Below are 19,152 nucleotides of genomic sequence, written 5' to 3'. Positions count from 1 at the left end.
ATGCCAACGCCTTCTCCCCTCCGCATAACGAAACACGGGGGTGGATCAGCCCGCGCGCTGGAACACCAGTTCCGGCACGACCACCTCCCACTCCTCGCATTTGAGAGCGCCCTGGTATTGTGGTTCAGAGTCGGTACGGCTGCGCGTCACAACGGCCAGGGCCGTTGCCGACCGCAAGCGCATTGCGTCCGGCGGCGTATACCCTTTGGCGAGGCGGCCCACCACGTTACCAGCGCGATCCAGCAGCAGCCACGGTTGCTGCGTAGTGCGGACTCGAAGCGGGTCGCCAGGCGAAAGAGCGGTAATGGCGCGCTGCACCGAGTTGCTGGCCGGCTGGCGTCCCGCGAAGCTCAGATCAACATCACGCAGGCTGAGCCGCTGGTAGCGGGTTGTCATCTCCGGGGGGTAGGGTGGCAGTGCAACCGGGGGCCGGTGCAGGACCGAAGGGTGAGCGTGCAACATTGTCTGTAACGAATGGGGTCTTTCAAAGCAGGTCAGCGTCAGGGTCTGCCGGGCACGGGTCATGGCCACGTAGTAGAGCCGGCGTAGTGCGTCTGCGTCTTCGCCGCGGCCGACGCTGTTCCAGCCGCCGTCCAGAACGACCACGTGGTCGAACTCCAGCCCTTTGGCGCGATGCGCGCTCAACAGTAACAGGCCGCGCTGCCGTCGGCGCACGTCTCGGCCCCACTCTGCCAGCCACTCGATGAAGTGATCCAGCGGAGTTTCCGTCCCGCCGGTTTCCAGGGCGTATTCGTCTATGGCTTCTCGCAGCAGTTGGGTCCAGCGGCCCGAGACTTGGGCGTCCAGCCAAGCGCTGAGGACGCTCCTGTCCACGAGGTCGGTTTCGTCTCGGCGCAGCCAGGCAAGCAATGCCTGGGTCTCTCGGAATCGCCAAAACCCGGGGATTTCCTCGTTGCCCATCTGGACCGGAATGCCGTAGACTTCGCAGCCGGCCCGTACCGGCTCCAGGGATCGCCACTCGCGGGCAATGACCGCGCAGCCGGACCAGTCCCAGTCCGCTGACAGGGCGGACAGACGCTGCAATTCCGCTATGGCCGCCTGGGCCTGTGCGATCGGGTCACGCCGTATGGGGATAATCTGCACCCGTCCGCGCGACACGAGGTCCAACTCTTCCCAGACTCCGCCGAGCGGCTGCTGGGCGCGTGCCCGGTCAATATGGATGGGATGGTCGGATTTCATGCGCCGTGCGGCCGGTTCAATAACCGTGTTGGCCGCGGCAATAATATGGGCCGTGGAGCGGTAATTGTCCGTCAGGAAGGCCGGTCTGGCCCGATAGTCCGCCTCGAAACGCTTGATAAACTCGACCGACGCCCCGTCGAAAGCGTAGATGTTCTGGTCGTCGTCACCCACGGCAAACAGGCTGAGTTTGTCGTCCTCGTCGGCCAGGGTGCGGCCGGCCAGGGCCGAGATCAACTCGTACTGCTCCGGGCCGATGTCCTGGTATTCGTCTACGAGTATCCAGCGGAAACCGGCCAGCAGCCGCGCCCGCTGCTCATCGGCGTCGTCCGCTGGCAGCCCGGCGCCCCGCAGCAGGTCCACCGCCTGCCGGAGTATCTCTCGGAAGGCGTCGTTGTCCAGGCGTTCCGCGCGCCCGCTGAAGCTGGCGCCCACCAGCCGCATGGCAAAGCCGTGACAGGTGAGTACGGTCACGCCTCGGGCGTCGTCGCCGAGCAGTTCGGCCAGACGACGACGAATTTCTACCGCGGCATGGCGATTATAGGCGAGTGCCAGAATGCCGCGCGGGTTTTCACGTCGCACGCGCAATAAATAGGCGATTCGATGGACCAGGACCCGCGTCTTGCCAGAGCCGGGGCCGGCCAGTACCAGGACGCTGGTCTGTTCTCGGTCGTCGGCGACAATGCGCTGCTGGACGGGATTCTTCAGGTCTTCCACAATGGACCGCCACGACTCCGGCGTGGTCTGGCGCGTAATCTCCTTGTCGCGGGTGGGCAGCCAGCGGCGCAAAAAATCCTGCTGCTTCAGGCTGAAATAGTCCATGACGAGAGCCAGTGCGTCGGCCATGGCCTGCAAGCCGCGCTGGACATACTCCGCCATGACGTGAATCTGGAGCACTTGGTCCTGGTAATGGAGCTTGAGCGGTGTGAAGTCGGCGTTAGTGAAGCGGCGCTGTTCCTGACTCAGACGGATGGACATGGCGGGGCGGAATATGGCCAGTCCCTTATTGAGGCGGATGATCTCCTGTTCGTGCAGCCACAGCAGGGCACGGTCCAGCAGCCGTTCGGGGTTCCTGACCGAGGTCTTTAACTCCAGGTCAGACCGGATCGCGTTTAACAGCTTGCCGAGGGTTGTTTCGACCAACAGGTCCGTACCCCGACTCCCCGAGGGCAGGCTGTCGAGCAGGTGATCCAACAGCACCCGGGCCGCGGCCCGGCGCCGCTCCGCAGTCTCTATCAGCGCGGCCCACTCGCGCTGAAGCGTGATCTGTACGGCCTCGCGGCCCAGGCCGCGTAAGCCCAGGCTGCCCTTGCCACCCTCCTCGCCGCGTCCGTCCAGGGCAAGACCGCGCAGAATGCGCACTACGCGTTCCGGCAGGGCGGATGTATGGCCGGTGTCCTTGAGCCGTTGGGTGACGAGGCGCACGTGTAGCGTTGAGGTTTCATCTTTCCCCATGTACGGGGCCGCCTCTTGCAGGGCGACGATGAGGGCGTGCTCCAGGTCTGCGGCCTCGTCCAAGCGTTTTGGCGAGGCGTGCTGGACCCCGGCGTGGACAAAGGCGGTCAGCGCGGTGTCGTTGTTGGCGATCCCCAGCCGCTCCAGGTCGTGCAGGGCGCGGCGCACCTGTTCCGCGGGCAACCCGGAGGCTGTCATCAACTCGTCGGTGGAGATGCCCTCGTCGGGGTCGGCGTCGATCACGCTCTCGGTAATAGCTAGCAACCGCCGGCGATAGTCGGCTGTAACGGTGGTCTTGGCCAGCTTGGCGCGGGCTTCTTCCAGTGAGCCGACCCGCAGGGAGGACGGGAACACCTGCACGCGGTCCTCCTCGCGGGTCAATAATTTTGCTTCCTCCAGCCAGGATATGGCGGTGCGCACGCGCGTATCGTCGGTCGCGGAGTCGCGCTCGAACGCGGCGTCTTCGTCCTCGCCAAGTATCTCTCCCACGGTGGCAACGACTTGGCCGTCCATGCGCTTCTTGCGATCCAGGTTGCGCAGCGCCTTGAGGATGGCGTGGATTTCTGGCCGAGTTAGCCGCGAGCGGGCCGACATACCGAACTGTCGCTCGATATCGTCGGTCGTGTAGAGCAGCACACAGCGCGCCGTTTCCCGGTCGCGTCCGGCCCGGCCCGCTTCCTGCACATAGTTTTCCAGCGAGCCGGGGATATCGGCGTGAATGACCAAGCGCACATCCGGTTTGTCTATGCCCATGCCGAAGGCGTTGGTGGCGACGATCACCCGGATGTCGCCGTAGACGAACCGCCGCTGCACGTTCTTCTTGGTCTCCGGTGACAGGCCGGCGTGGAAGTGAGCCGCGTCGATATGCTTGGCGCACAGATACCGGGCAATGTCTTCGGTTTGGGCGCGTGTCGCGCAGTACACGATGGCGCCGCCGGGCGTGTCCGGTGGCAGGTCCGCGGTCAGGATTTGATGGATATGAGCGAACTTCTCACCGCCCGTCGTCGGCACGACCACGAATTCCAGGTTGGTGCGTTGAGCGCCGCCGTCAAAGACGCTGAGGTCAACGCCGAGCTTGTCACGAAAGTGGGTGAGTATGTCTTCCCGCACCTCGGGCTTGGCCGTTGCCGTCAGGCAGACTATTTGTCCGTCGGGTGCCTTCTCGCGGATGAAGCGTGCCACGTAGCGGTAGTCGGGCCGGAAGTCGTGGCCCCAGCGTGACAGGCAATGCGCCTCGTCCAGCACCCAGAGGCCGATCTCACGCTGTTCCAGGACCCGGCGCACGGTACGGCTGCGCAGTTGCTCGGGTGAGACAATGAGGATGCTGGCATCGCCCAGGCGCACCCGCTCCAGGGCCGCGGAGCGCTCGGGCATGGACAGCATGCCGTTGATGGTCACGCCGGACACGACGCCGTGGGATTCCAGGCCGGAGACTTGGTCGGCCATGAGCGCCACCAGCGGTGAGATGACCACGGTCAGCGCGCCGGTCTTGTCGTACCGGGACAGGGCCGGGATTTGATAGCACAGTGATTTGCCGGTGCCGGTCGGCAAAATGCCCAGCACGTGCTGTCCGGCCATGATCGCCTCGACAATGGCCTGCTGCATGGGCCGACCGTCCTTGTCGTGGGGCTCCGGACGAAAGTCGGCAAACCCGAACCAGCGGGTCAGTTCCCTGCGGGCGTCGTGCCGTTCCCGACACCACTCGCAGGCGGGACTGGTACAGGCCGTGTCGCGCAACCGGCGTACCAGCACCCCGGCTTCGGGGAACTGATGCCGCACCCAGGGCGGCATGACCGAGTTCCCGCCGGCCACCGACAGCCAGGCCAGCGCATAGGCCAGCCCCCAGCCGTTGCCGGCCGTATCCGCCAGGACTTCTTGCAGCACCGCGCGGCTCTGGGTGAGACAGGTCGTGTCCGCGAGCCGGTCGCGGATCGCCCCATAGGCATCCACGTGGGACGGTCGGGCCGCCCCTCGCAGGGCCGCAAAGAAAGCGTCGAAGCCGGCCCCGGCGTCGTCCGCGCCGGTCAGCCAGTGCCAGGCGGTCAGCAAGTCGGGGTCCGTTTCACTCAGCGCTTTTTGCTGGTCGCCGAAAACGTCCAGGCAGAGCCGGGCGTCCAACTCCGGGTCGTTGATACGTCCGCGTTTGAGTTGTCCGTCCTGATAGTGCTTGACCAGATGGTGGTAGGGATGGCGGGGGAAGGCCAGGGGATTGAGCCGCAAGGTATCCACTGCGGGTAGGCGCAACAGCCGCAGGCCGGGTTTTGCCGCGGTCAGATGAGGCAGGTCGAACGCGATCAGATTATGGCCCAGCAGGTAATCCGCGCCCTTGGCAAACGTGTCCAGGTTTTCCAGGGCCGCGTTTAGGTCGCCCCCCTGAAATGTTTGGGCCTTGCCGCTCCACGACCGCACTGCGCCAAAGGCATGGAGACGGTTGTCGTGCCGTCCGACTTCGAGGTCTAGTGCGAGAAAATCCACGGCAAGGCGACCGGTGTCTGGGTGAGAGTCTTGTTACTTGGCCTATTCTTCCCAGGGCAGGGCACTGTCAGAAGCCGGCGACGCCGTCGTCCAGTTGCACCCCAAAGGAATTCAGCGCCATGGACACCATATTGTACTGGCCGACGGTGAAGACCACGTCCATGAATTGTTGGGTGTTATACCGCTCGCTCAGGGCCGCCCAGGTGGCGTCGCTGATAAACGCGTCTGCGTGCAGTTCGTCTGCGGCACGTAGGAGGGTGGCATCAAATGGGTCCCAGCCGTCTGCCTCCGGGCCGGCTTTAATCCGTGCGATTTCTTCATCGGTCAGGCCGGCTTCTTTACCGAAAATCACATGCTGACCCCATTCATATTCGGCCTGACACTGCCAGCCGATGCGCAGGATTAACAGCTCCCGCTCTCTCGGGACCAAGGTCGAGGTGTCACCCATGACGTGGTAAGCCCAGACCTGAAACTTTTTTGAGGCTTCCCAATGGCGAGCCATAGTGCCAATGACATTATAGACGTGTCCCGCCCGGGAGCGGGCTTCTAGTGACTCGCGTTGTTCGTCCGTCCATTCATCTTCTCCGATTGGTGTGATGCGGGGCTGTGAGAGTTTCATAGACTCCTCTTTATGAACAAATGTATGAACGAGGGCCGAGGATTTTCCTCGGCCCTGTCTTGTTTATACGGCGTCGTCAACAGGACTGGGGACGATATGTTTTACTCCAAGCCGTATACGCGTGCGGCCGTCCCATACACGATCTTGTGCAAATCTTCTTCGGGAAGTGCGCCCAGCCGTTTTTTCACGATCTCCTGCGAACGCGGGAAGGTTGCGGCCGTATGCGGATAGTCGGACGACCACATGGTGTTGTCCGGGCCGTAGCGATGGAGAGAATCCACAAACACCGGGTCGGCGATAAAGGTCGCGTAGACTTGCCGCTTGACATAATCACTGGCACGTAGCGGTAGGTCCATGTTTCCCAGCGCACCGAGCCGCCGCTGCACGATATCAAGGCGGTACATCAGATAAGCCATCCAGCCGACATCGTTTTCAGCCGAGACGATCTTGAGGCTGGGAAACTTCTCAAGCACACCGCCATAGACCATCTCGGAAATCGAGCGTTCAATCTGGTGATGCAGGGTCGCCAGGGAAAGCAGAAAACCCTTGCCGCTCGCCTGGTTTGCGCCCGTGCCGCTCCGGGCGGTGAGAATGTGGAGCGAGAGCGGCATATTGAGGTCCTGGGCGGCGGCCCAAAAGGGCTCATAGTCGGGATGGCTATAGGGCCGGTCGTCCGGCGGCTCGGCCCAGATCATGGCGCCCCGCATGCCCTGTTTGGCGATGCGTTGAAGTTCGTCCACGGCCAGTGGAATGTCTTCCAGCGTGATAAGGCCGAGTGGGACGAGACGTTTCGGGTCGTAGCTGCAATACTCGGTCGCCCAGCCGTTAAAGGCCCGAAAGCAGGAATAGCGGAGTTCCGCGTCGTCCAACCCGAACAGCGGCATCCCCATGGAGGTATAAATTACCTCTGCCCGGACGCCGTCCCGATCCTGATCCGCGATCCGATAGGCGGCGTCCCAGACACTCTTGGGCGCTTCATCAAAGCCCTTTTTGCTGTGCTCAGGAAGGTCTGGCGAGGGCACGCCGGCACCAAAGAAGCCGGCGACTGACATCGGGGTGATATTCTCACACACGAACCACTCCCCGTCGCGGCCGTTCAGTCCTTTGACGGTGCGGGGGGCGCGGTCGCGAAACTTTTTATCCATACGTTCGGCCCACATGCTGGGTGGCTCAACGAAATGTGAGTCTGCTGAAATGAGTTTATACTCTGACATGGGATTTCCCTCCTTATGGTTACCATTTGTCATGCATACTCTACGTCAGATTCGGCCGGTTTTCCATGCCTTGCTTTCGAGCTTCCGCCTCGTTTATAGAAGGAGAATGCAATACGATCTGCTTATCAAAAACGGTACGCTTATTGACGGTTCGGGACTGCCCCGCTTTCAGGCTGACGTCGGTATCAGCCACGGAAAAATCGCGGCCATCGGCAGAATCCGCGACAGTGCGCACGAGGTGATTGACGCCGAGGGGCATGTGGTTGCTCCGGGCTTTGTCGATGCGCACACCCATATGGATGCCCAGGTGTTCTGGGACCCGCTGGGGACGTGTTCCTGTTGGCACGGTGTCACCAGTGTGGTGATGGGGAATTGTGGTTTTTCTCTCGCCCCGTGTGCCGAGCAGGACAAACTGCTGGTGATGCGCAATCTTGAACGGGCAGAAGATATTGCCCCGGAAGCAATGGAAGCGGGTATTGCGTGGAGTTGGACCACCTACCCGGAATATCTGGATGCGGTTGAGGCGCTGCCGAAGGGCATTAACTATGCCGCTTATATCGGTCACTCCGCGCTGCGTACCTATGTCATGGGTGAGCGCGCATTTACCCAAGCAGCGAGTGCGACAGACCTGGAAGCCATGCAGCGCGAAGTGCGGGCCGCTATTCAGGCTGGCGCTATCGGACTGAGCACTTCACGTACCCACAACCATCAGACGCCGGACGGTCAACCGGTTGCCAGCCGGCTGGCGACCTGGGACGAGGTGCGCCAACTGGTCGGCGTCATGGGTGAGCTGAACGCCGGTGTGTTTGAAATTGCCAACGAAGACGCCCGGTTCGATCCTGAACGGATTGATGAATATCTCGGTCGGCTCAAAGCGCTGGCCGTTGACACCGGCGTGCCGGTCACGTTTGGTATGTTCAGCAGCCGCCAAGCGCCCAATATGTGGCAGCCGTTTTTTAGCCTGGCCGACGAAACAGCCGCGGCGGGTGGGCGGATGTTCATCCAGGTGCATAGTCGTCCGCTGAATGTTGTGCTGTCATTCGAGACGGCCACGCCGTTCGATACCTTGCCGGTGTGGTGCGATATCAGAAAACTCCCATTGGCCGCCCAGGAAGCCGCGCTGCGTAATCCGCAAACACGCCAGAAGCTTGTTGAAGCCGCCCACCACAAGCCGCGCAATCCGAACAGTGGGGTTGGCGCGGAGCCGCGCGCGGCGAATTTTAAGTGGCTGTTTGTCATGGACTCCGCCACTCCACCGTATCGTTCAATCGCCGAGATTGCTGAGGAGCGTCAGCAAGGTCCGGTCGAGGTGTTTATTGATCTGGCGTTGGAGAAGGGCTTGAAACAATTTTTCCTCCAACCGCTCGTCAACCAGAATCAAGATCACGTGCTGGAAATGATGCGCCACCCGCGCTCGGTCATCACGTTTTCAGACTCCGGTGCGCATGTCTCACAGATCATGGACTCATCGCTCCAAACCCATGTCCTGGGCCATTGGGTTCGGGAGAAGCAGGCGCTGACGCTGGAAGAGACGGTGCGCCAGTTGAGTTTCATTCCTGCCTCTCACTGGGGTCTGAGCGGACGCGGGTTGTTGCGTGAGGGCTGGAACGCCGATGTGGTGATCTTTGATCCCCAGACCGTCGCACCGCAATTACCGGAAGTCGTCTACGATCTGCCGGCTGGCGCGAGGCGACTCAAGCAACAGGCGACGGGCTTTCTCGCCACCGTCGTGAACGGCGAGGTTGTGTTGCGTCACAACGAACACACCGGCGCGTTGCCCGGTCAGCTGCTGCGGGGTCCGCGGGCTTCCGGCTAGAGCGTTTTACGCTAGGCTCTAGCCATGCAGCTTCCGTCATGCCGGACGTGATCCGGCATCCAGCGGGCGGCGGGGGCTGGGGGCCTGGATTCCTGCTTCCGCAGGAATGACGGGCGGCTCCACAGCATCGTAATTTGCTCTAAGCCAGGTTGCCCTACACAGCCCGCGGCTCCGGAGCCATGACCGCGGCCCCTGCGCCCACGAAAAACACGCCCACGCAAGACACAAACGCCCAGTCATAACTGCCGGTGTTATCATAAAACGCACCGGCAACGATGGGTCCCAGCGCGCCTCCAAGGCTCAGCCCCAACGTACCTAGTACACCGGCGATTGCCCCAAAAGACTGCCGCCCAAAATCATGTCCGACGGTCAAAGGCCACAGCACAATCATGCCGCCATACCCCAGTCCAAAGAGCGGCACGAACAGCGCCAGCGCCCAGAACCCGAGGCTCTCCAGATAGAGTAAGGCCCCGATGCCGACCGCCTGCATGCACAGACACTCGGCGAGGAGGGCGTGCGGGTGGCGGACGTGTTCGCTGATCCAGCCGGCCAGAAACCGCCCGGCCATACTCATGCCTAAAGAGATGCCGGTAATCGTTGAAGCCAACTCGAGGCTGTAACCGGCATCCTGAAAAAATGCGACCTGGTGGGCATGCACAGCCCCAGCCGCCATCAGCCCCAGACAGAATGCGACCCCTAAGAGCCAAAAGGTTGGCGTGGACAGCGCTTGTCTGAGTGTCCAGTCCCGAGCGTCCTGTTTTGGTTCTTGCTCAGTCGTTACCGGCGTGTGATTCTTTGTCGGACTATTTTGCGGACTATTTTGCCCCAACGGCTTGAGTCCCTTTTCCTCTGGGGTATTGATGACAAAGAACCAGACCAGGGGCAGCATTCCGAACAGGGACAAGGCGGCCAGGACCTGGTAGCCCAGCCGCCAACTAAATTCAGCGATCAAAAAACCGCACAGCGGTACCAGCACCAGCCCGCCACCACTCGCGCCGACCAGGGCGATGCCCATGGCCAGGCCCCGCTTGGCCACAAACCATTGGGTAATGACCTTACCCACGGGCATGGGGCCGATTCCTGCCAGTCCGACACCTAAAAACAGGTATAAGGCATAGAAGCCGGTAAGGCTGTGAACTGTGCTGAGCAAGAGCAGGGCGACGCCGTCAATGAGTGCGCTCAGCAGAAAGACCCAGCGGGCACCAACATGGTCGATGAGCCATCCCCACACGGGCAGGACGAGGCCGGCAACGAATAAATACAGGGAGAAAGCCGTGGCTGTCTCGGCGCGTGACCAGCCGAACTCCTGGGTGAGCGGCTTCAGAAAGGTCGAGAAGGTATAGGTGAACCCCCCGTCGATAATGGAGATAAAGAACAGGACGCCGACAATCAGCCAGCCATAGAAGACCCGTTCGCCGCGGTCTGCTCGCCCGCCCTCGCTCTTGAGGTCGTCCAAGGAATCTGGCTCTCTCATCAGCCGCGATTAGATAGAGGATGTTCTGGTCTGTCAATCTGAAATGAGGTGATGTATCCGAGCTGTCACACGCCGGCGCGACAGAGCAAAATATTATTGATATAGGATCAGAGTGAATGCGCCGGATACACTAGAGGACACAAAAAGGAGGAGGGTCGAATGAGTGCGCTAACGTTGCCAAAAGAGAAAACCGCCATTCTGGTGATGGACTGCCAGAACGATATTGTGCATGAAGACGGTAAATTTGGCGGGCACCTGACTGGCGGGGCCATGCCCAGGCTTATTAAGGAAAAGAACATCTTGGGAAATATCAGCGCCCTGGCTGCCGCGGGGAGGACGGCGCACGTACCGATCATCCATGTTCGACATGCCTACCGGTCGGATTACTCCGACTTACTGGAGCACGTAAAGGTCTTTCAGGTGATCAAGCAAATGGAAGCCTTACAGGACGGGACGTGGGGAGCTGAGATCCATGCCGACCTCACCCCCGAGCCGGAAGACTTGGTGATTACCAAAACGCGGGTGAGTTCCTTTTACGCCAGTCCTTTGGAAGCCATTCTCAATTCCCAAGGGCGCACCCACCTGGTGCTGACCGGCATCGCCACAGATGGCGTTGTCGAAGGCACAGCCCGGGACGGCACAGACCGCGGCTATCACATCTTCATTCCCGAAGACTGCTGTGCGGCGACGACCGAAGAAGCCCATGGGGTAATTTTAGGCGCAGCCCTGGGAGGGCTGACAACGGTATGTACGTCGGATGAGGTGATCCGGGCGTTAGCGTAGGGGACGCAGCAGGCTGCGCCCCCCGGTATTGCCGAAGAGGTCGTCCGAGAGTGGCTACAGTTCCGGCGGCGCCAGGATGGTAAAGCCAAAGAACGATTCGTTCCCGGTTCGAAGAGTATGGGGAGCGCCGGCCGGAATCATGAGCACATCGCCGGCTTTGATGTCTTGCTCTGTGCCGGACACTTTGGCTGTCGCGCAGCCTTCGATGGCATAAATAATCTGGTCGCCCTTGTGGGTATTCTCCGTGTCGTTGCCATAGCCGGCCGGCAGGGTGAATGCGACGGTTTGACTCATAGGGGTTTCCTGCAGCTTCGCGAATAGGCTCCCCCGGTGGTCAAAGACGTTGGCAACATCAAGCCCGCCTGTCGCGCCGTTTCCCCCAAGTTCTTGCATCTGTTCTGCGAACAGTTCGTCTGAGATCAGCCCCTGCCGATATGCCTTGAGGATTTGTTTCACTTCAAAATCTTTGTTCGCCATGGTGTGACTCCCTCCTTTTATGAGTGTGTACCAATCTTCTCTCTGGCCATAGCGCCGGACCGTACGAAAAGCAAGGCGCTCTTTTCTCTCAATAAGACATCTTGATTAGACATCTCGATTGAACATCTTGCAGAAAAGAGGGGAAGGGGCATATGGTCTGGGGATTCCAGACTCCAGGCTGCGCGGCTTCACTGCTTAACTGGGCGGGGAATATATACATATGCAATACACCATCCTCGGACGAACTGGTCTCAAGGTCAGCGTGGCCGGCTTGGGTTGTGGCGGCCACAGCCGACTGGGGCAGAAAACCGGCAGAACCGAGCAAGAATCTATTGAGGTCGTTCGCCAAGCATTGGATTTGGGAATCAACCTGATCGATACTGCCGAAGCCTATGGGACTGAGAGCATTGTGGGTAAGGCGATACAGGATGTCGCTCGGGACCAACTCGTCATTTCCACAAAAAAGCTCTGTCCGGCCCGTGAGAGTGACGACCCAAGCGCTGAACTCCGGCGCGGGGTTGAACACAGCCTCAAGCACTTACAGACAGACTATGTGGATGTCTTTTATCTGCACGGCGTCCGGGTCGAGCAGTATGAATACGCCCGCGACACGCTCTGCCCGGTACTGCTGCGGCTGCAAGAGCAGGGCAAGATACGCTTTGTCGGTGTGACCGAAGCCTTTATTCCTGACCCTCAGCACGCGATGGCGGAGCAGGCGCTTCAGGACGACTGCTGGGATGTGATGATGATCGGGTTTAATTTTTTGAACCAATCCGCCCGCCAGCGGGTGTTCCCAAAAACGCAGGCCAAGCACATTGGGACCATGGGCATGTTTGCCGTGCGGAACGCGCTCAGCCGCCCGGATTACCTGAAAAAGATTCTGGCTGAACTCAAAGACAAAAACCAAATCGATCCAGCCCTGTGTGAGACCCAGAACCTGCTTGGCTTTTTGACTGAAAATGGGAAAGCGGGGACTATTCCCGAGGCGGCCTACCGCTACTGTCGGCACGAGCCTGGGATGGACAGCGTCCTGACCGGAACCGGCAATGTCGAGCATCTCAAAGAGAATGTTGCCTCTTTGCTCGAAGAGCCGCTGGCCGCGGCAGACTGCGAGCGGCTGGCAGGGCTGTTCGGGCGGGTCGATTGTGTGTCTGGAAATTAAGGAGGCGAGTATGAGCGAGTCCACACTGATTGTTGAAAAAGATGTGGCCATCCCCATGCGGGACGGCACGCTGCTGCGCGCCGATGTCTATCGCCCGGCTACGGGAACGCATCCGGTTATTCTGCAGCGGACCCCGTACGACAAAGGGCTGACGACTATTTCCATGCTCATGCTCGATGTCATACGGACAGCCAGTGAGGGCTATGCCGTTGTCATCCAGGACTCGCGTGGACGCTACGCCTCGGACGGAGAGTTCTACACCTTTCGGGATGACATAGCCGATGGCTACGACACCGTTGAGTGGTGTGCCGTACAGCCCTGGTCGGACGGGAACGTGGGTATGTATGGCGCGTCCTACGTTGGTGCCACCCAATGGCTGGCCGCCTTGAGTAAGCCGCCCCATTTGAAAGCGATCTTCCCGCTGATTACGGCGTCCGATTATCACGAAGGCTGGACCTATCAGGGCGGAGCCTTTGCGCTTGGCTTTAATGCGAGCTGGACCATGACCGGCCTGGCTCCCGATACGGCCATGCGTCTTGCCAAAGAACAGCCCGAACTGCGGGACGAAGTGGGACACTTGCTGTCCGGGATTGATGATATGTGTGAGGCTTTTCGTCATCTCCCGCTTAAGGATTTTCCGTTCTTGAGCAAGTCGGCGCCGTACTTTTACGACTGGCTGGCGCATCCGGACGATGACGACTACTGGGCACAGCTCAATATCGAAAATCGGCATGACACGATTCCCATTCCGGCGTGTAATGTTGGCGGCTGGTATGACATCTTCCTGGGCGGCACGATTCGGAACTATCTGGGTATGCGTGAGCGGGGCGCTACGGCAGAGGCTCGAAACGGTCAGAAACTCGTTATCGGTCCGTGGCACCATACGTTGCCGCTGAGCAACATTGTCGGCGAAGCGAATTTCGGGTTATCGAGTACTTCATTAGCCGCCGACCTGGACGGCCTGCACCTCAAATGGTTTGACTACTGGCTCAAGGGCAAACAGAACGGCCTGTTGGAAGAGCCGCCGGTGCGTATTTTCGTCATGGGGCATAATACCTGGCGGAATGAAAACGAATGGCCTCTCGCCCGGACGCAGTACACAAAGTACTACCTGCATAGCAACGGTAAAGGGAACAGCCTCCGTGGTGATGGAACATTAAGTCCCGAGGCTCCGCGGAGCGAACCGGCTGACGTGTTTGTGTCTGATCCGCGCCACCCCGTTCCGACCAAAGGCGGCGGGCTATGCTGCTGGCCGGCGGCCGTACCCGGCGGTGCGTTCGATCAACGTTCGGTGGAAGAGCGGGAAGACGTCCTGGTGTACACCACCCCCGTACTTGAGCAGGATGTCGAGGTCACCGGGCCTGTTACGCTGACGCTGTATGCGGCCACCAGCGCGGTGGATACGGATTTTACGGCCAAGCTGGTGGATGTGCATCCCGAAGGATACGCCCAGAATCTGACTGACGGGATCATGCGTGGCCGCTACCGTGCATCAAAGGTACAGGCAACGCTCCTCAAGCCAGATGAAGTATACGAGTTCACCCTAGACCTATGGGCGACCAGCAATGTTTTCAAGGCTGGGCACTGTATTCGGCTTGACATCGCCAGCTCAAACTTCCCGCGTTTTGATCGGAACCCGCAAACCGGCGAGGCCGGTGGCGAGGCCAGTCGCCTGGAGCCGGCCCTGCAGCACGTCTTTCATGATGACGCGCATCCCTCGCATGTGGTGCTGCCGATTATTCCTCGATGAGTGGGTGAACTGGCTGAAGGAAGGCGGGCAGTGAAAAGGCGGGTTATAGAAATAAGGTCTTACCGTCTTTTCACATAAGAGGCTTCACTCGCTCCCCCCGCGACCGGCGGGAAGATGCTGACCTGGTCGCCGTCCGTAAGCGCCTGATCGAACTCCCGGGTTTGCTCGCCGTTGACCAGAACCATCTGGGCCAGGTCGAGGGGAACGTCGAGTTGTTGAATCAGGTCGTTGATGGTTGCCTGATCTACGAGGTCAAGCGTGGCTTTCCCCATAGAGCCTTTGGGGAGTTTTTTCCGAAGAGTGGCAAAGAGTTTGATACTGACCTGCATCGATTATTCACCCTTTCCAATGCCTGGGGTCGGTGTTCGCGGGAGCGTATCCAGCGTGCCTGGCCGTGAACCGATGAGGGGTGCGTGCGAGTCTTTTTGCCAGGCTTGGGGCGTTTTACCGTCTACCCGGTAGGCACGCGCTGTGGCGGGTGCGCCTAAGAGTGTTTGACCGACCAGTTTCTGTGCTGCGCCGGTCGCGACATAGGCTCGACGCACATCGGTCGGGTTCTCTTTGACGTAGTCCGCCCAGTTTCCCAGGGCTAGCTTCGTCTGAATGAGTCCTTTGACCATACCAACGTCGTTCAGCATGGTGACGTCGTCAATCGGTCCGACAAACAGCGCCCCGATCATGCGGTCCCCGTGCCAGACGTATTTGCGATAAATCGGTCGTGTCGGGTTCCAGATTGTTGTGATCGAGTCATTCCCATCTGTCGCATCTGTCGCATCTGTGCGCCACTGGCCAAAGCTGGCGCAGTGCAGATTGATGACATCCAATACGTTGAGCAGCAGGCTGCCCGGATAGTGCGTCTCTTTGCCCGCCATATTGGCGCCGGCAATCCGGCCGTGGTCCACGGCGGTTGGTTGAATCGCATGCACCGCGGCCGAGCCGTTCAGCAGTTCCGGTCCGGCCGCGACATCACCTGCCGCGTAGATGCCGGGGATATTGGTTTGCATGCGGTCATCAACAACAATGCCGCCGTCAATGTGAATGCCGGAGCCGTTGAGAAATCCCAGGTTGGGCTGAATGCCTGTGGCCAAAATGACAATATCCGCACTCAGGCTTGCACCGCTGCTCAGTGAGAGGCTGAGTGCCTCGCCCGCACGGCTAATGCTCCGGACTTGGGCGCCGGTATGAACGGCCACATCCCGGTCCGCCAGCCAGCCTTCGACCGCTTCCGCGCCTGTGGCGTCGAGCATGCGCGGGAGGACCTGCGGCTCGGTTTCGACCACTGAGAGATTCCAGCCCAGCTTGGCCATCGCGTTCAGGACAATGAAGCCAATAAAGCCGGCACCTACGAGTACCGCCCTGGGCGTGCCCTGCGCTTTCGACATCACCTGTTTTGCGTCTTCGAGCGTCCAGAAGGTGTACACGCCTTCCTGATCAATGCCGGAAATGGGAGGACGTTGGGCCGAAGAGCCGGTGGCGATGAGTAAGGTGTCAAACGCGTGGCTTGAGCCGTCACCAAGTGTGACTGTGCGGGCTTGGGCATCGAGGTGCTCAACCTGACCGGACACGGATGCAATGCCATGCTTTTCAAAATAGGCCGCGTCTCCGGTCAGCACATGCCGCTCCGGAATGTCGTTCGCCAGATAGTAGGGTAAGACCATGCGCGAGTAGGCCGGCTCGTTGGAGATGAGCGTAATCTGTGCCTCAGGGCCTGCGGTTGCCCGGATCGTTTCCGCCGCGGCTACGCCGGCCGGTCCCCCTCCGATAATGATGTGGTGTGCCATATGCGGGCGCCTCTTCGCGTTTTATCCCCTCTCCACTGGTGGGAGAGGGTTAGGGTGAGGGCTTACTCCAGCCCCAACTCTTTCTTCTTTGCTTCGGAGATGATGCCGTCCTTATCCCAGCCTCGCAGTTCGTAGTACTCGGGCAGCATTTCACCCAGGCGGTTGACCTCGCCCTTGGCCGGGCCGGACGGGATGGGCTCTTCCAGAATCCGCTTGGGCAGGGTATCGTCCTTGCCGGTGAAGCCCGCCCGCTCGTTCCACAGCCGCTCCAGGTTCCAGATGCGTTCGCCGATTTGCATGAGTCCTTCCAGCGTATACGGCACGCCGGTGGCGGCCGACAGTTGGGGCAACATTTCTTCCAGGCCAACCCCAAAGGTGAGAAACTGGCACAGGCCGGTGGCGTCAACGGTTGAGGTCGCGTCCTGGAAGACTTTTGTAATCTCGGCTTTCTCTTCTGTGGCGCGCGGGTCCATCTGACGGGGCAGGCCGAGAATTTCGGCAGCAACGGTATACGCCTTTAAGTGACACGCGCCGCGGTTTGAGGTCGCGTAGCCGAGTCCCATGCCTTGGATGGCGCGGGCTTCATACGCGGCAAACTCCTGCCCGCGAACGCCCATAAAGAACTCCGGCCGACCCAGCGTCTCGGTCATGCGTTTGGAGCCTTCGGCAATCGCATCGCCAAAGCCCTGGCGGTAGGCCGTTTTTTCGGCCATGACGATCAAGGCTTCCGCACTGCCGAACTCAATCGGAATCTCGGTTTCACTCTGTGTGATCACGCCCTTCTCGAACAACTCCATGGCCGCGGCCACGCTGGCTCCAAAGCTGATTGAGTCCATACCCAGATCGTTACACAGCCAGTTGGCTTTAATAAGCGCGTCCAGGTCGCCGATTCCACATTCGGAGCCCATGGCCCAGGCGGCTTCATATTCAGGGCCTTCCCCGGCGATTTTCCAGTTCTGCGGATTGGTGGTGACCGAGTATTTGGAGGAGGCTTCGCCCGGCAGAGTACTGACCCGACCGCAGGCGATGGTGCAGGCAAAACAGGCTTTATTGGCAACCAGGCGGGTCTCGGTCAGGGTTTCGCCGCTGATGTTTTCGGCCTCTGCAAAGACAGTTTCCTGGTGATTGCGAGTCGGCAGGGCGCCGTGTTCGTTAATCACATTCACCAGCACTTCCGTACCGTACATGGGCAGGCCCTCGGCGGTCACGGGCGACTGCCGCAGCTTCTCCTTCATGGCCCACTGGCCTTCCATATAGGCTTGCGGGTCGGCCAAGGACACCCCGCCGGTTCCGCGCAGAGCAATGGCCTTGAGATTCTTGGAGCCCATGACCGCGCCCACGCCGGACCGGCCCGCGGCCCGGTGCAGGTCGTTCATAATGCAGGCAAAGCGGACTAGATTTTCTCCTGCCGGGCCGATGCTGGCGATGATGGAATCCGGCACGCCGAGTTCGACGCGCAACTTTTCTTCAGTTTGCCAGACCGTCTTGCCCCACAGGTGGGTCGCGTCACGCAGTTCAACCCGGTCGTCATATATCCATAGATAAGACGGCTTCTCGGCCTTGCCCTCCAGAATGATCATGTCATAGCCGGCGAATTTCATTTCCGGTCCCCAGAAGCCGCCCGAATTCGAGGTGGTAATGGCATTGGTCAGCGCGCCCTTGGTGACGACCATATAGCGTGCACCACACGAGGCGTTGGTGCCTGTCAGCGGACCGGTGGCAAAGATCATTTTGTTATCCGGGCTGAACGGATCGACACTGGGGTCCATCTCTTCGTAGAGATATTTGACGCCGAGCCCGCGGCCGCCGACATAGTCTCTGGCCCATTCGGCATTCAGCGGCTCTTTGCTGATGGCGCCGGTGGTCAGATTAACGCGCAGGACAGTGCCGATCCAACCGTTCATTATGTTCGTCGCGCTCATGCCTTGCCTCCTTCTTCGCCCTGCATATGTTGAAAGCCTTGGTTGACCTTGTCCGCCCAACTGGCCAGCCAGTCCGGCTGATCCATATCCACGTATTCGAGTGCACCGGTTGGGCAGGACTTGACGCAAGCCGGGTCGCCGCCACACAGGTCACACTTGAAGGCTTTGTGGGTATCCGGGTTGTAGAACATGGTGCCGTAGGGGCAGGCAACCGTGCAGACCGCACAGCCGACACACACGTCGTCCATGACGACTTTCGCCGCTGTGTCCGGGTCAATGGCAATCGCATTCACCGGACAGGCCGTCAGACACCAAGCCTCATCGCACTGGAAGCAGGTATAGGGCGCGTAGACGGCTTGCTCGTCGAAGATGTGGACGCGAATGACAGACCGGGACGGCTGAAAGGTCCCGGTTTGAACAAAGGCACAAGCCAACTCGCACTGCATGCAGCTTGTGCATTTATCGGTAATCACGCGGAGCTGTTTCATACGGTGCTGGCCCTCCTGTCCCTCCTCTAACAGATTCGTCCGAGGAATGCCACAAAAGTCAATTTCCGGTAGTGTCTCACTTTGAATTCCCCCTCCCTGGCCCTCCCCTCTAGGGGGAGGGAAGGTCTGCTCCCTCTCCCCTGGAGGGAGAGGGCTGGGGTGAGGGGGATTCATCACGTCCCCTATGAAGCCGCCTTGCCGACCACCCAGGGAAAGCGCTAGGCTACGGGAATCAACACCATATGGGAGGGCGTAGTATGAAAGTGAATTGGGATGAGGAAGTCTGCACGCATTCGGCAAATTGTGTGAAGAGCCTGCCGCAGGTTTTTAAGGTCGAAGGCGGGAAGTTCGTGATCGATCCGAGCGCGGCGTCAGAGGACGAAGTCCGGGCAGTCGTTGCCAAATGTCCGTCAGGGGCACTGACCGTTCAGGAAGATTAAATCGAGAGAGTGCCCTTACTTGAGGCCGCTCGTATGTCGCAGGCTTCGGTACTGTCCACATTTCTCAACGGTCGTGTTACCGTCCGTGTTGGGGACATT

Annotated in this window: 14 protein-coding genes; 5 read left to right on the top strand and 9 right to left on the bottom strand. The window is 60.1% G+C overall.

Going from position 1 to position 19,152, the window contains the following annotated elements; genetic code table 11:
• Nucleotides 1–45 precede the first annotated feature (45 nt).
• The 3 genes from ACOOHB_RS10040 to ACOOHB_RS10030 all read right to left on the bottom strand — a co-directional run bounded on the left by ACOOHB_RS10040 (nt 46) and on the right by ACOOHB_RS10030 (nt 6,960).
• The gene (locus ACOOHB_RS10040; protein ID WP_420446893.1) at nt 46–4,443 is read right to left on the bottom strand and encodes a RecQ family ATP-dependent DNA helicase; all 4,398 of its coding nucleotides are present in this window, start codon (nt 4,441–4,443) and stop codon (nt 46–48) included.
• A gap of 751 nt (nt 4,444–5,194) precedes the next feature.
• Nucleotides 5,195–5,746 carry a carboxymuconolactone decarboxylase family protein gene (locus ACOOHB_RS10035; protein ID WP_420444708.1) on the bottom strand — a complete coding sequence of 184 codons (552 nt, stop codon included), beginning with the start codon at nt 5,744–5,746 and terminating at the stop codon, nt 5,195–5,197.
• A gap of 101 nt (nt 5,747–5,847) precedes the next feature.
• Nucleotides 5,848–6,960, bottom strand: coding sequence for an amidohydrolase family protein (locus ACOOHB_RS10030; protein ID WP_420444707.1), 1,113 nt, complete (start codon nt 6,958–6,960; stop codon nt 5,848–5,850).
• A 106-nt stretch (nt 6,961–7,066) separates the two neighbouring features.
• On the opposite strand from ACOOHB_RS10030, the gene ACOOHB_RS10025 reads away from it, so the two are divergent.
• On the top strand, nt 7,067–8,776 hold the full coding sequence (locus ACOOHB_RS10025) for an N-acyl-D-amino-acid deacylase family protein (RefSeq protein WP_420444706.1): 1,710 nt from the start codon (nt 7,067–7,069) through the stop codon (nt 8,774–8,776).
• 154 nt (nt 8,777–8,930) lie between these two features.
• Here ACOOHB_RS10025 and ACOOHB_RS10020 read toward each other — a convergent pair whose 3' ends face one another.
• Nucleotides 8,931–10,232 (bottom strand): MFS transporter, encoded by a 1,302-nt coding sequence (locus ACOOHB_RS10020; RefSeq protein ID WP_420444705.1) that lies wholly within the window; start codon nt 10,230–10,232, stop codon nt 8,931–8,933.
• A gap of 177 nt (nt 10,233–10,409) precedes the next feature.
• Here ACOOHB_RS10020 and ACOOHB_RS10015 point away from each other — a divergent pair, with 177 nt between their 5' ends.
• On the top strand, nt 10,410–11,033 hold the full coding sequence (locus ACOOHB_RS10015; RefSeq protein ID WP_420444704.1) for a cysteine hydrolase family protein: 624 nt from the start codon (nt 10,410–10,412) through the stop codon (nt 11,031–11,033).
• 54 nt (nt 11,034–11,087) lie between these two features.
• On the opposite strand, the gene ACOOHB_RS10010 is transcribed toward ACOOHB_RS10015, so the two are convergent.
• A complete protein-coding gene (locus ACOOHB_RS10010) occupies nt 11,088–11,510 on the bottom strand; it encodes a cupin domain-containing protein (RefSeq protein ID WP_420444703.1) in 423 nt (140 codons plus the stop codon).
• 220 nt (nt 11,511–11,730) lie between these two features.
• On the opposite strand from ACOOHB_RS10010, the gene ACOOHB_RS10005 reads away from it, so the two are divergent.
• Together ACOOHB_RS10005 and ACOOHB_RS10000 are read left to right on the top strand one after the other, a co-directional pair.
• Nucleotides 11,731–12,672, top strand: a complete 942-nt coding sequence (locus ACOOHB_RS10005; protein ID WP_420444702.1) for an aldo/keto reductase — start codon at nt 11,731–11,733, stop codon at nt 12,670–12,672.
• Nucleotides 12,673–12,682: 10 nt separating this feature from the next.
• A complete protein-coding gene (locus ACOOHB_RS10000; RefSeq protein ID WP_420444701.1) occupies nt 12,683–14,422 on the top strand; it encodes a CocE/NonD family hydrolase in 1,740 nt (579 codons plus the stop codon).
• A 59-nt stretch (nt 14,423–14,481) separates the two neighbouring features.
• Here ACOOHB_RS10000 and ACOOHB_RS09995 read toward each other — a convergent pair whose 3' ends face one another.
• The 4 genes from ACOOHB_RS09995 to ACOOHB_RS09980 form a co-directional block, all read right to left on the bottom strand.
• Nucleotides 14,482–14,751 carry a MoaD/ThiS family protein gene (locus tag ACOOHB_RS09995; RefSeq protein ID WP_420444700.1) on the bottom strand — a complete coding sequence of 90 codons (270 nt, stop codon included), beginning with the start codon at nt 14,749–14,751 and terminating at the stop codon, nt 14,482–14,484.
• Between the two features lie 3 nt (nt 14,752–14,754).
• Nucleotides 14,755–16,203, bottom strand: a complete 1,449-nt coding sequence (locus ACOOHB_RS09990) for an NAD(P)/FAD-dependent oxidoreductase (protein ID WP_420444699.1) — start codon at nt 16,201–16,203, stop codon at nt 14,755–14,757.
• A gap of 62 nt (nt 16,204–16,265) precedes the next feature.
• A complete protein-coding gene (locus ACOOHB_RS09985; RefSeq protein WP_420444698.1) occupies nt 16,266–18,125 on the bottom strand; it encodes an aldehyde ferredoxin oxidoreductase family protein in 1,860 nt (619 codons plus the stop codon).
• Nucleotides 18,122–18,613 (bottom strand): 4Fe-4S dicluster domain-containing protein, encoded by a 492-nt coding sequence (locus ACOOHB_RS09980; protein WP_420444697.1) that lies wholly within the window; start codon nt 18,611–18,613, stop codon nt 18,122–18,124. Before ACOOHB_RS09980 ends, ACOOHB_RS09985 begins: the two co-directional genes overlap by 4 nt.
• A gap of 242 nt (nt 18,614–18,855) precedes the next feature.
• Here ACOOHB_RS09980 and ACOOHB_RS09975 point away from each other — a divergent pair, with 242 nt between their 5' ends.
• Nucleotides 18,856–19,053, top strand: a complete 198-nt coding sequence (locus ACOOHB_RS09975; RefSeq protein WP_420444696.1) for a (4Fe-4S)-binding protein — start codon at nt 18,856–18,858, stop codon at nt 19,051–19,053.
• Nucleotides 19,054–19,152 lie beyond the last annotated feature (99 nt).

The organism is Candidatus Poriferisodalis sp., assembly GCF_965215815.1.
In the GTDB taxonomy this organism is placed as follows: domain Bacteria; phylum Actinomycetota; class Acidimicrobiia; order Acidimicrobiales; family Poriferisodalaceae; genus Poriferisodalis.
The sequence above is the reverse complement of the archived record's forward strand: the minus strand, read 5'-3'. Positions and strand labels throughout refer to the sequence as shown.